Annotated in this window: 10 protein-coding genes, 1 tRNA gene and 1 pseudogene; 4 read left to right on the plus strand and 8 right to left on the minus strand. The window is 21.6% G+C overall.

All coding sequences use genetic code 11. The annotated features are described in order from the left end of the window. Positions 1–213: 213 nt before the first annotated feature. Positions 214–2,142, plus strand: coding sequence for a hypothetical protein (locus Lyticum_RS03715; protein WP_322498991.1), 1,929 nt, complete (start codon positions 214–216; stop codon positions 2,140–2,142). Here the strand turns inward: Lyticum_RS03715 and Lyticum_RS03720 are convergent. Further along, a complete protein-coding gene (locus Lyticum_RS03720) occupies positions 2,123–3,133 on the minus strand; it encodes a type I glutamate--ammonia ligase (protein ID WP_322498992.1) in 1,011 nt (336 codons plus the stop codon). The genes Lyticum_RS03715 and Lyticum_RS03720 overlap by 20 nt on opposite strands. Positions 3,134–3,160: 27 nt before the next feature. Next, on the minus strand, positions 3,161–3,649 hold the full coding sequence (locus Lyticum_RS03725) for a hypothetical protein (protein ID WP_322498993.1): 489 nt from the start codon (positions 3,647–3,649) through the stop codon (positions 3,161–3,163). 338 nt (positions 3,650–3,987) lie between these two features. Here Lyticum_RS03725 and Lyticum_RS03730 point away from each other — a divergent pair, with 338 nt between their 5' ends. Beyond that, complete coding sequence (locus Lyticum_RS03730; RefSeq protein WP_322498994.1) at positions 3,988–6,102, plus strand: M23 family metallopeptidase; 2,115 nt, start codon at positions 3,988–3,990, stop codon at positions 6,100–6,102. A 523-nt stretch (positions 6,103–6,625) separates the two neighbouring features. Here the strand turns inward: Lyticum_RS03730 and Lyticum_RS03735 are convergent. From Lyticum_RS03735 to htpG, 5 genes and pseudogenes are all read right to left on the minus strand, one after another. After that, on the minus strand, positions 6,626–6,751 hold the full coding sequence (locus Lyticum_RS03735; protein ID WP_322499047.1) for a bL35 family ribosomal protein: 126 nt from the start codon (positions 6,749–6,751) through the stop codon (positions 6,626–6,628). Between the two features lie 449 nt (positions 6,752–7,200). After that, a pseudogene (rpmI, locus tag Lyticum_RS03740) lies at positions 7,201–7,395 on the minus strand (50S ribosomal protein L35); the annotation flags it as partial. A gap of 210 nt (positions 7,396–7,605) precedes the next feature. Next, positions 7,606–7,681, minus strand: a tRNA-Trp gene (locus Lyticum_RS03745). Between the two features lie 183 nt (positions 7,682–7,864). Next, positions 7,865–9,133 (minus strand): NADH-quinone oxidoreductase subunit NuoF, encoded by a 1,269-nt coding sequence (gene nuoF, locus Lyticum_RS03750; protein WP_322498995.1) that lies wholly within the window; start codon positions 9,131–9,133, stop codon positions 7,865–7,867. A gap of 123 nt (positions 9,134–9,256) precedes the next feature. Further along, the gene (gene htpG / locus Lyticum_RS03755) at positions 9,257–11,089 is read right to left on the minus strand and encodes a molecular chaperone HtpG (RefSeq protein ID WP_322498996.1); all 1,833 of its coding nucleotides are present in this window, start codon (positions 11,087–11,089) and stop codon (positions 9,257–9,259) included. Between the two features lie 189 nt (positions 11,090–11,278). On the opposite strand from htpG, the gene Lyticum_RS03760 reads away from it, so the two are divergent. Both Lyticum_RS03760 and hslV read left to right on the plus strand, forming a co-directional pair. Further along, a complete protein-coding gene (locus Lyticum_RS03760) occupies positions 11,279–11,782 on the plus strand; it encodes a nucleoside deaminase (protein ID WP_322498997.1) in 504 nt (167 codons plus the stop codon). Positions 11,783–12,064: 282 nt separating this feature from the next. After that, entirely contained in the window at positions 12,065–12,640 is a 576-nt protein-coding gene (gene hslV, locus Lyticum_RS03765) for an ATP-dependent protease subunit HslV (protein WP_322498998.1), read from the plus strand. Between the two features lie 303 nt (positions 12,641–12,943). Here hslV and Lyticum_RS03770 read toward each other — a convergent pair whose 3' ends face one another. Beyond that, positions 12,944–13,495, minus strand: coding sequence for a hypothetical protein (locus Lyticum_RS03770; protein ID WP_322498999.1), 552 nt, complete (start codon positions 13,493–13,495; stop codon positions 12,944–12,946). Positions 13,496–14,001: the final 506 nt, after the last annotated feature.

Genomic DNA, 14,001 nt, shown 5'->3' on the forward strand with positions numbered 1-14,001 from the left:
TATTATATTTAATAATTCTCATATCGAAAAAATTTATTTTCGTATTGAAAGAATATAATAAAATTTTTTAAAATAAAAAATTATTAACATACTAATGAATTACCAAAAAATATTTTTTTTGGTTTATTTCATTAAAAGTCAAAAAATTAATTATTAAGTTTTTATATTTTTTAAATCTTTTGTTAAAGATTCTTTTTAATTGTATTTTATTCAATGTTTAATTCTTATGACTTAAGAGGAATTTATAGGAAATCAATCAAGGAAGATATGATTTTTTCTTTATTGTATGGATTAGTAAAAGATGCACAAAATGAGGAATTAAAGAACAATTATCCAAATAATAATTTTTCATATAAATATAATACACAAGAAAATAATCTACAAGAAAATGATAATAATAACCAAGAAGAACAACGGTTAGATTCACAAATAAATCCACAAAAAAAAATAAATTTAGAAGTAACAGTAAGAATTGCTTATGATTTTCGTTCTTCTTCTTATTCTTTGGCAAATGCAGCAAGAATTGGTGTAACTGCAGCAGGAGGATCTGTTGATAATTTAGGTATAATACCTATACCTATTTTATATTATATATCTCACGTAGATAATTATCTTAATACAGAAGATAATTTATCTGAAAATCTAATAACTTTAAAAGATTTTCAACAAAATACAAAAAAAAATAACAAAATACAAAATAAAAAAGCTATAATTCATATAATGATTACAGCTTCTCATAATTCAGAAAGTTATAGTGGAATTAAAATTTTATATAGAGATCGTAGCTTAAATGGATCAGAAATGATGACAATTATTAATAATTATCAAAATATTTCTTATTTATTTGACAAATATAATGAATCTAATAATTATTTTAATATAAACAATAGTAATAAGTATTGGTGTGATAATTATATATTATATCTTAATAATACTATTAATAATAAAAATATTTTTTGTAATGTTTCTCAAAAATATCATTCCTCAGATATAAAATTAAAAGTTGTATGGAATCTTGGTAAAAGCACAATGCTATCTATTATTCCTAAAGTTATTAATATTTTAGATAATAAATTCTCAAAAAAAATTACGCATTTTATTAATACCAATACATTATCATGGGATTATAATCCATATAGTAATTCTGCTCAATTTGATAGTTTAAATGAAATAAAGAATAAAGAGAAGGTTATATGTTTTAGCTTTGATGGAGATGGTGATAGAATATCATTAATAGGGTATAAAGTAGGAGGTAATATTTTAGATAATGTAGTAGAATATAATAATAATTTCAATATTCATGAAAATATATCTATAATTGAAAATATAATAATATTTTTACTAAAATTTATTAATTTTCCTATTAATACAGAAAAAAATATTTTTTATGATAAATTTATAATACTTTATGATGTTAATACTTCAAAAAGATTTATAAATTATATATCTAAAGAATATCCTAATATTATAGGTAAATTTTGTACAAATGGTCATACTAGTATAAAAAATATTATGAAAAATAATAAAGATATTATCATATCTTTTGAAAGTAGTGGACATATTTATATTAGACAAAAAATTTTCAATAATTACGCAATTTATGAAGATCCTATATTAGTATCTTCATTAATAATAAGTATTTTAGTTAATAATAACTTGAATGATAATAATTCGCTAAAAATTGATTATGAAAATAATTGTACAAGTAAAAAAATCATTCCGAAAGCTAAAATAAAAATAATAGAAATTAAATTATCAAAATTTTATAATAAAATCAATAAATCTCTAATAATTAAAAATATTATTTATTATTTTTATAAATATAAAAGAAAATATTATTATAATAATAAATCTATAAAATATAAAAAAAATAATTCTAATTTTTATGAAATAGATTATAAAGATCAACATTCTATTAGAATTAGTAACAAAATATCATATTTTAGTATGCATTTTTCTAGAACTGAAGATATTTTACGTATAAAAATTGATACTATAGGAAATATCAATAAAATCTATATAGAGATAGTAAGTGCTATACTAAATAAGAAAATAATTTCTATTAAACAGAAAAATTTAATTAAAAAGTTTTTGAATATATTAAAGAGTATTAAAAAGAATATTAAAAGAAATATCTATTAATTATAGATTTTAATTTCATAATTGCTTTGTTTATATTATCATTTTTTGTTTTATTAAACAGAAAAGTCTCAGTGTTATTTTTATTCACAAATTCATTAAAAATAATATCCCATTTGCTTTCTTCCTCTTTAGGTATAGTATAAACTTGTTCAAGTGGTAAAATTTTATTTTGTAGCCCTAATACAACTCCAGATATACAAACTAAAATTAAAAAATAAAGTGACATTTCACCACCTCCAAGTCTATATTCAATTCTTCTTTGTAAATTATTGCTCTCAGGAATTCTAATAGCTGTATATCTATTATTTACACCCCAATTTGATGTACAAGGGGCCATAAATTTTGAAGCATTACTATGTTTTAATCTAGATATTTGTTCTGGAAAATAATCACAAATTATAGGAATTATCTCATCAGTAATTCTAAGAATACCTGCAATGCTTTGTTGTAATATATCATTAGTTGTAATATTTTCATAAGAAAATATATTGCTTAATAAATATTTCTTTTGATAATTTAAATTAGTATTAAAATTTATATTATTATCAGAATTATTCAATGAATCATATAAATTTGCTCTATCTTTATCATGAAGGGATATATTAATTTGAAGAGATGAACCGTAATCATCTAGTTTAGGTTTTGGGGAAAAATCAGCAAAAAAATTATATACTTCTGCAATATTTTTTATCATAGAAATTATTTTATCATAATCTTCAAAGATATTATTAATATTACTTGTTAATTCCATTAAAGGTAGTACTATTTCATACTGATCTATGCCTCTTTCTTTTTTAAAAAGAATTTTATTTATTTGAGAATATTTTAAATATTTAAAATATTTTTCTATTTCATATTCAAATGTTAAAATTATATTATTTTCATCGGTTTGATCACAATTTTTAGAAAAAAGATAGAATTCAACTTCTATTCCAATAACTGGAAATAAATTATAATTTTTATTTAAGTAATTTATTAACTTTTTCAGCAAATTTATATTATTTAATTAATATATATTTTATTTGTTATCAGGTAAATTGATATAATTAGCATTATTGGTATTTTCAATAGAAGATATAGAAATATCTTTAGAGCTGAAATTATCTTCAATAGTTTTAGGATTATTTATAATTTCATTTAAACCAAGAGATTCACAACATTTACTTATTTCATAATCGATATTACAACTCTGTTCATCACCTAATTTCTTCAAATAAGCAATTCTATCGTGAATAATATGATAGTTTTTTGCAGCATCTTGTTTTATCCAAAGAGTGCATGGTGGATACGGGCTAAATAAATGAGGACGTTCACATCTAATCTTAACATTTTCCATAAGTGCTTTCATTTGAATGATAGAAACTTTTAACCCTTCACAACTTAAAAATTTATCTTCTGGATTTACTATATCTATAGTTGGCATATAAGAATTTTTGCAAACACATCCACTCACATAAATAGAAATAATTAAAATTATAAAAGCACTTCTTAAAAAATGAAGAAACATGATTTTTTATAAATAAATATTGATTATTATTTCGTATTTTTTATTTATTCTTTTAATAAGATAATAAATATGTTTTTTAATATAAATTTAATATTTTAATTAATAAAATATAATAATTCTTTATCTATTAAATTTGTATTATATATAATACTTAAAATTAATTTAAATGTTTAAATTAAATAAAATAATAATTTTAAGCGATATATATCATATTATATGCAATATTTTATTGACTTTTTTATTTTTTCTGAAACTATAATAATAATACTATATTTTATAAATGTAAAGTAGTACTTAAAACTCAATCTTAAATACAATAGCTTCAACGGGTTTCTGGAATGATTTTAAAGAAATATTTATGTGAGATCATATCAAACTGCGAAATTATACTAAAAAATCATTATAATAATAAAATTTCTTATTATAAAATAATTGTTCTTTTAGCATACATTGCTATAGTTTTTAATTTTTCATATAAATTTAACAATTTAAAAGTTAATAGAGTAAATTTTAGTTTTTATAATAGTAATAGCATATTTTATAATAATGATACCCTATTTAAAGATGTAAATCTTATTATAAGTGATATAAATATTTCAATCTCTAGCATAAAAAATACCAAAGAGAAATATATATTTGAAAAATTAATTGAAAATTCGGAAAAAACTAAACCAAGTTATAAATTAAATTTATATAATCAAAAAGTAAATATTACATTATTACATAATATTATTTATGATAATATAGATAATGTAATCTATAATATTAATGATTGTGTAAATAATAAACTAATTTCGAATTTACCTCATATTTCAATTCCAAATCACTTTAAACAATCCACAAAATATTTTGATATAATTAATTATAAAATAAAATCAGGAGATACATTATCAAAAATTCTTTCAATATCAGGATTAAATACAAAATCTTCACATTTAGTATCACAAGCTGTTAATAAAGTTTTTACATTAAAAAGACTAAAAATAGATCAAACACTTGAAATTTTTTTACCTAATAAAGAAATCATTAAAAAAGATTCTAAAGTTTTATTCAGAGCATTTTCTCATTTATTTAAACAAAAATTAAAAGATAAAAGTTTCAGTAATTTAAAAATAAATTATTCAAAAAATACTGAAAAAACTCTAGCATCGAATATCAGTAATATATTATATACAGAAGGTTTTTCAATTGAATTTATTGCTCTAATAAAAACAGATAAGAATTTGATTGCTGTTATTAAATCTGATAAAAATAAATATATAGCAAAGATTATAACAATAGATGATAATATTTCATCTAAAATAACAAATAATTATCCTAATACTAATACTCATAATAATAATCAAGAAAATATCATAGAATTTAACTATTATAATAATAAATTAACAGAATTAAGTTTAATAAATAATGAAAATAATCAAAAAAATAAAAAAGAACAAAAATTATTAAATATAAATAATAATACCAACATAGATAATAGTATTAACAGCAATAATACTACTAATAGTTTATTAGATAATGGATTTTATAATAAAAATACGAATAATTTTATTAAAAAAACTGATAATAATAATCAATTAATTCAAACTAATCTACAAACTAATCTAATTAAGAATAATGAAAAAGGAAATACAGTTTTAATAAAAGGAATTGTTAATCCTGGAAAATCCTTATTTAAGTCTTTTCTTACACACAATATACCATCAACAGTTGTATCTCAATTAAGATATGCATTTAATAATGATGATATTTATAAAATAAAAGAACAACAAGAATTTATTATTGTTTATAATAAAAAAAGTGAGAATAATTTAAATTCACATTTATTACATAATAAGCCAGAATTGCTTTATTTTTCTTTAAAAAAAGCTAAAAATGCTAGAGAAATTGAAGTATATAGATATATATCTCAATATGGTGATCGATATTATCTTATGAAAAATGATAATAAATTTTTTTCAAAAGAGATTGATTGGATTAAACCAGTTAGTATAGGATCTTTTAATTCTAATTATGGAGTACGTTATCATCCAATTCATAAAAGATATAAAATGCATTATGGTGTAGATTATGGTGCTCCTTATGGATCAAAAATAGTAGCAGCAGGAGATGGATTTATTGTTGAGCAGGGTAAAAATGGTGGTTTTGGTAAAACAATAAAAATTAGACATAATCGTCGCTATTTATCACTATACGCTCATATGTCTAATTTTGCACCAGGAATTCATATTGGTAGATTTGTAAAGAAAGGACAACTCATTGGATATGTGGGAAGTAGTGGTAGTGCAACAGGATCACATCTGCATTTTGAAATACATGAGAATGGCAAAAGAATAAACCCAGCACCAATTATAGGAAATATCAATTCTATTGATAGAAAACAAATGATAGCATTTAAAGAACAACAAAGTAAAATAAATAAAGTAATAGAAAATGCTGTAAGAAAATATTAATAAATAATAAAAAATAATTAGATATTCTTTATTAATCAAGTATTTTTCATTAAATAACTTTATTGATCAAGTATTTTTCCATTTTTATGTGATAAATTCAAAAATGATCTAAAATAATAAAGTAATAGAAAATGCTGTAAGAAAATATTGATAAATAATAAAAAATAATTAAATATTCTTTATTAATTAACTTTATTGATCAAGTATTTTTCCATTTTTATGTGATAAATTCAAAAATGATCTAAAATAATAAAGTAATAGAAAATGCTGTAAGAAAATATTGATAAATAATAAAAAATAATTAAATATTCTTTATTAATTAACTTTATTGATCAAGTATTTTCCATTTTTATGTGATAAATTCAAAAATGATCTAAAATAATAAAGTAATAGAAAATGCTGTAAGAAAATATTGATAAATAATAAAAAATAATTAGATATTCTTTATTAATTAAATATTCTTTATTAAATAACTTTATTAATCAAGTATTTTCCATTTTTATGTGATAAATTCAAAAATGATCTAAAAGATTTCAACTTGATCTAATATTGTAGTACCGCGTAGAGTTCTAAGTTGTCTATTGCCTAATTTTCTCATGTTATGTCTTTTATTAGCTTGTGTAGATTTTATTTTTCCACTAGCTAGTATTTATTCAATCCTTATTTAATATAAATAATATTTATACAATATTTTATGAAATATTAATTATTTATTATATATTTTAATATTATTAAATAAATTATATATAAATATATACTTTTATATATTAAAAGATTAAAATTAAGATTTTAAAAATAAATATATTAGTAATTCATCAAAAAAAAGAAAAATTAATTATATTTATAGTAATATTTATGATATTATTGATGAAGTATTTATTATATATCATAATAATAAAAATTATAAATTTATTACATATTTATTATATGTAATTCATTACATGTATTTATATTTTACTATGATTTTACTATAAAAATACTTTAATTTATTTAATTGATATTTTCTATTTGAGATAGAATCTTTTCCCCAAGTTCACTAAATTCACGTATTTGTTCATCAGTAAAAGAAATAACTTGTTTTGGTTTTCTTCTTTTAGAGTTATATGGAAAATAAGCACGTACACGTCTTGTTTCAACTTGATCTAATATTGTAGTACCGCGTAGAGTTCTAAGTTGTCTATTGCCTAATTTTCTCATGTTATGTCTTTTATTAGCTTGTGTAGATTTTATTTTTCCACTAGCTAATACTTTAAATCTTTTTTTAGCACCACTTTTAGTTTTTAGCTTAGGCATATATTAATATTCATATTTTATAAATGATTTCAATCACTTTTTAAACAATTTTATGCTATCAAAGTAATACTGAAATTGCAACAGCTTTTGGAAAATATCATTTTATGAACTAAAAATACATTAATATAAAATTTACTTATATTATTGCATATTTATTACTTATAAATATAGCTATTAAAGATTTGTACAGCAAATTAATTAATATTTTGCTGGCAGGAGCGAAAGGAATCGAACCCTCAACCCCCGGTTTTGGAGACCGGTGCTCTGCCAATTGAGCTACGCTCCTATATAAAGCTATACCGAATATTAATACACATATTTTATAAAAAAACAATATAAAGTTTTGTAATAAAAATTTATCTATAAAGAATTATATATTAAAAAATAATATAATTAATATTAAATTCATATATTAAAAATTTTTTAAGAAAAATTTAAAATCTTTTTATATCTTTACAAAATTATTTTTTTAATAAAAATTCACTTTTTTCATTAATTTTACTTTAAAATGACGAAATAATCCTTGAATTGGCCACACAGCAGCATCACCTAAAGCACATATAGTATGACCTTCAATTTGTTTTGTGATTTGAAATAATGTTTCTAAATCCTCAATACTTCCATTTCCATCTGCTATACGTGACATTATGCGATATATCCATCCTGTTCCCTCACGGCATGGAGTACATTGGCCACATGATTCATCCATATAAAATTTCGAAAGATTAGCTATTGCAGCAACTAAATCTGTTGATTTATCCATAACTATTACACCACCTGTACCTAAATAGCTACCTGCTTCTTTTAAGCTATCAAAATCCATTAAAACAGTTTCACATATATGTTTAGGTAAAAGAGGTACAGAAGATCCACCAGGAATTATAGCTAGAAGATTATCCCATCCACCTTTCACACCTCCAGCATACTTATTGATAAGCTCTTTTAATGGGATTGACATTTCTTGTTCAACATTACAAGGATTGTTAACATGTCCAGATATACTAAATATTTTACAACCATAATTATTAGGTCTTCCCATACTTTTAAACCAATCTGCACCACGTCTTATAATTGTAGGAACAGATGCAATAGTTTCTACATTATTTACAACTGTTGGACATCCATATAATCCATTTACTGCAGGAAAATTCGGTGGTTTTAATCTCGGTATACCTCTATGTCCCTCTAAACTATTTAAAAGTGCTGTTTCTTCGCCACAAATATAAGCTCCTGCACCACGATGAATGTACAAATCAAAATTGTAAGAACTATTTACTATGTTCTTTCCTAATAATCCATAAGCATAAGCTTCATCAATTGCTCTTTGTAGTATCTTTGCTTCGTAATAATACTCACCACGAATATATATATATCCAACTTCTGCTTTTATTGCGTATGCAGCTATTAATGCTCCTTCAATTATTTTATGAGGTTCATGTCTTATTATAAATCTATCTTTGCATGTTCCAGGCTCTCCTTCATCCGCATTAATAACTAGATATGATGGTTTATCAGAATTCTTTACTTTAGGCATAAATGACCATTTTGCTCCAGTTGAAAATCCAGCCCCTCCACGACCACGTAATCCAGAATCTTTAATTATATCTATTATATTATCAGGATTCTTTTGTAATATTTTATCTATATCAACCCAATCTCCTCTTTTTATAGAATCTTTTAATGTAGATGAAAATTTACCCTGAAGATTAGAGAAAATAAATCTATAATTATCAGACATTTTTAATGAAGATATATTTTTAACAAATTATTTCTTAGTCATTATAATAATACACTTATATTTTAATTTATCAATTTAGTATCTATATTTTCTGTCTATATTATATATATTTATAATATATATTTATACAATTAGTCGATTAATCCTAGAAATTAAATCATGAGGTTTATCTATTATTTCTCCATCAGATATACATGCTTGACCAAAAATAACCTCAACAATATCAGATACTATTTCGTGAGAATCTAAATTATCACTGAGTTTCTTTAAAATTGGATGATTTATATTAATTTCTAAGATTTTTGCTGATTTAGAATATAATTGTTTTTGTTCTAATAAAATCTTCTCCATTCTACCGCTCATTGATCCTTCTGGAACTGATAAGCAAGATGGACTACTAATCAATTTTTTTGAAATACGAACATCCTTAACTCTATTACTTAGTATATCTTTAAAAGATTTAATAATTTTTTCTTCTAATAATTTATCATCTTTATTTTTTAATTTATCAACTTCAGTATCATTATCAATTATACTACCATCACAATGAATAACATTTTTTAATTCATAATTTTTATATTGATTTACAACTTGTATCCAAAAATCATCTACTGGATCTTTAAGTAAAAGAACTTCGATTCCACGGTTGATAAAGCTTTCTATCTGTGGACTCTTACGAAGATTATCTATATCATAACCTGTAAGATAATATATTTTATCTTGTCCATCAACCATTCTATCTATATATGTTTGGAGGTTTATAATCTCATCTTCAGATTTTGAAGTATAAAAATGACAAATATCAAGTATTTGTTCTTTTTCTTCTAGAGCATTTTCACATAATCCTTCCTTTATAACTTCACCAAAATTTTTCCAGAAATTTGTAAATTCAATAGTATCATTTTCAATCTTCTTTTTTAATTCTGATAATATTTTTTTTACAAGAGATTTTTTTATTTTATTAACTGTATTATTATATTGTAAGTTTTCACGACTTATATTTAATGGAAGATCATTAGAGTCTACTATACCGCGTATAAATCTTAAATAAGATGGCATAATACTAACTGTATCATCTGTAATAAAAACACGCTTTATATATAATTTTACACGACTTTTTCTATCTTGATGAAATAAATCAAATGGTTTATTTTTTGGGATATAAAGTAAACTTGTATATTCCAATACACCTTCAATTTTATTATGTATTGTCATCCATGGAGTATCTGGAGAATGTGATACATGTCTATAGAATTCATTATATTCATTCTCACTTATTTCAGATTTTGGTCGAATCCATAAAGCTGTTCCTGTATTTAATATTTCCTCATTCCCATTTTCATCAGTTAATTTTATTGGAAAAGCTATATGATCTGAATATGTTGATATAATATGTCTAATTCTATACTTATCTATAAAATCGCATTCTTCAGGTTTTATAGTAAGTTCAATTGTAGTTCCACGAGGAAGAATATGTTCATATTCTTGAACTTCAAATCCATTTTCTCCATCAGATGACCAAACAAATGTTTTCTGATCTTCTTTATTTTCTACATATTTTGTTGAATAAACTATAACATTGTTTGCTACTATAAAAGATGAATAAAATCCAACTCCAAATTGACCTATTTGTTGATGACCGGTATTGTTTTTCATCTGTTCAATAAATTTTTGCGTTCCTGAATATGCTATATTTCCAAGATTTTCCACAAGATCTTCTTCATTCATTCCTATTCCATTGTCGCTAATTATTATTTTTGATGCATTTTTATCTAATTTGATTTTTATTTCTAATGGAGATTCTTCATTTCCAAGTGATAAATATCTAAATTTATCGCATGCATCAGAAGCATTAGAAATTAATTCTCTAATAAATATATCTTTATTTGTATAAATAGAATGAATTACTAGATTTAAAACTTTCCCTATTTCAGCATTAAATTGATGTTTACTCATAAAAATTTATTTATGTGAATAATTTGTTAATTACTTGTTAAGTATCCTTATAAATATATATTCTATACACCGATAGTTTCAATCCCTAGTAATAAAATAATTTTGATTTAATGTTTTATTTTAATTTATTTGTCTTTATTTATTTTTGTTTTTATTTAAATTTGTTTATTGAATATGTTTATTTCTTTTATGAATAATGCACTGAAAAATGCAGAATTATCATTATTAAATAATGAAGTACCTGTTGGGGCAGTTTTAGTTAAAAACAATAATATTATAGCAGAAGCAAGAAATTGTATGAGTTTATTAAAAAATCCTATAAAACATGCTGAAATATTATTAGTAGAAAATGAAATAATAAAGATAAAAAGTAAATACCTTAATAAATACGATATATATGTTACTCTTCAGCCTTGTGATATGTGTTTATATGCTTTAAGATTAATAAGAATACGTAGAATATATTTTGGAGCTTATACAAATTCTTCTTTGCAATCAAATATTACAAAATTAAACTTAATTAAAAATGATAATAAAAATAAAAAATATATTAAAAATGATAATATTGATACAAAAAACTTATCAAAAAATTCAAATAAAATAGAGATTTATGGCGGTATTATGGAAGATAAATGTAGTAATATACTAAAAAAATTTTTTAAACAAAAAAGGAATATAAATATAAAATATTAGCAAAGTTATTCTTATAATATATTATCAATATGTGTATAAAATGAATATAAAAATATACTAAAAAGATCTAAAAATAGATATGTTATATTGTTATTGTTATATTATTATATCTATATATACACATATAAAAAATAAAAAATTTATTATTTATAATACTAAAGCTATTGATATATGCAATATATATACATATATAATTTATATAGATATAGTATTAATAATATAAAAATACATTTAAAATATCTGATATTAAATATATTATAAAAATATAAATAAAAATATAATATGGAGCACACTAACCCTAATCAATGGTATGGAACAACAATCCTAGCTATTCAACACAATGGAGAGACAATAATTGCAGGAGATGGACAAGTAAGTCTTGGAAATACAATTATGAAATCAACAGCTAATAAATTGAGACGCCTTTGGAATGGAAGTATTATTTCTGGATTTGCAGGAGCAACTGCCGATGCATTCACTTTATTTGAAAGACTAGAACATAAACTTGAATCTTATCGTGGTCAATTACAGAAATCAGCTGTTGAATTAGCAAGAGACTGGAGAACAGATAAATATTTAAGAAAACTCGAGGCAATGCTTATTGTTGCAGATTCAGAAGAAATATTTGTAATCACAGGAAATGGAGATGTACTAAAACCAGAAGGACAAATTACAGCAATTGGCTCTGGTGGAAACTATGCTTTATCAGCAGCGCTAGGAATATTATCAGTAGATAATAATAAAGACTTATCAGCAGAAGATATAGCAAGAAAATCAATGAAAATTGCAGCTGATATATGTGTATATACAAATCATGAGGTGAGGATACTAAAAGTAGTACCAAAAAAACCTGAATAGATACTTGAATAGATACTTTATTTTATTGATATTAATATCAAAAGATAAATATTATATATAATATAGTATAATATAATAAAGTGTAAAATAAGACTGTTTTTAGATAAATATAAAATAATTTATTTAAAATATATTATTATTATATCATATTATTATTTTAACATAATAAATAATTTATCCTTTATCTTGAGGAGATCAACCAATTGTAAAACAACTGGTTGACCATTTTATATTTATTAATAAACTAAAGTATAAAATAGTTTATAGTTTATTATAGTTTATTGTATTTTTTCCCTATAACTATTATACTTTAATATTACTCTGATTTTTATTTCCTATAAGATCATTAGAAACAAGACTAATATGAGAATTTTCTCCAGAAAATGAACCTTTTTCTATTAATAATTTTTTTTGCAAAGAATTACAATTACATTCAAAAATTCTATTTATTCTTTCTAACAAATTTATATTTAAGAAGAAATTATATAATAGTTGTTTAGTTTTATTAAAAAGGATTTTAAGATCTTTAAGAGGATTATTATCTTCAATCTCATTAATTTTCTGTTGACGTTTAATTTCTATATTTTCTTGCATCTCTTCTACTAATTTATTTATCTGAATACTTCTATAGTTACTTGCGCCAGAAAAAACTAAATTTTGTATTTCCTCGATATCATTAAACATATCATCATATTCATCATTATGAAATGCTGCAAGAATTTTCGTTTTATATTGATTTATTGGCTCTTCTGACATTAAAATCTGATCAGGATCCGAAATAAAAGAACGAGAATCTTGTTGATCTTGAAATTCCTCTTTTAAAAGACTAAATATTTGTTGAATATTACTTTTCATAGTGCTTAATTTAAATTTTTAGTTACTATTACATAACTATATAATTATTTATTATATAGTTAAGATTATATGCAACTGCATATAAATTATTTAATTTAATGTTGATTATACACAAATTGAAATAAATTACAACATTATTTTAATAAAATTAAATACTACAATAAATCTATTGCTATTGAATAAGATCTGTTAAAGAAATGTAATTACGTTAAAAATTTTACTTAAAATTGTATAAAAATACTAAAAATTCGTAAATTACAACATTATTTTAATAAAATTAAATACTACAATAAATCTATTGCTATTGAATAAGATCTGTTGAATAAATGTAATTACGTTAAAAATTTTACTTAAAATTGTATAAAAATACTAAAAATTCGTAATTTTTCAAAAAAAAACTACAAACTACAAACTAAAATATAAAATAATGATATTTATGAATTTTGATTTATATTAATTTATATAATTCTTTTATGAGAAAATTATTAAAAATAATAAAATAAATA

The organism is Lyticum sinuosum, from assembly GCF_034471385.1.
In the GTDB taxonomy this organism is placed as follows: Bacteria; Pseudomonadota; Alphaproteobacteria; order Rickettsiales; family Midichloriaceae; genus Lyticum; species Lyticum sinuosum.

Coding starts and splice junctions, on each gene's coding strand:
- nuoF (WP_322498995.1), bottom strand. CDS start 9,133: ATGTCTGATAATTATAGATTTATTTTCTCTAATCTTCAGGGTAAATTT.
- Lyticum_RS03730 (WP_322498994.1), top strand. CDS start 3,988: ATGATTTTAAAGAAATATTTATGTGAGATCATATCAAACTGCGAAATT.
- Lyticum_RS03715 (WP_322498991.1), top strand. CDS start 214: ATGTTTAATTCTTATGACTTAAGAGGAATTTATAGGAAATCAATCAAG.
- htpG (WP_322498996.1), bottom strand. CDS start 11,089: ATGAGTAAACATCAATTTAATGCTGAAATAGGGAAAGTTTTAAATCTA.
- Lyticum_RS03725 (WP_322498993.1), bottom strand. CDS start 3,649: ATGTTTCTTCATTTTTTAAGAAGTGCTTTTATAATTTTAATTATTTCT.
- Lyticum_RS03770 (WP_322498999.1), bottom strand. CDS start 13,495: ATGAAAAGTAATATTCAACAAATATTTAGTCTTTTAAAAGAGGAATTT.
- Lyticum_RS03760 (WP_322498997.1), top strand. CDS start 11,279: ATGAATAATGCACTGAAAAATGCAGAATTATCATTATTAAATAATGAA.
- hslV (WP_322498998.1), top strand. CDS start 12,065: ATGGAGCACACTAACCCTAATCAATGGTATGGAACAACAATCCTAGCT.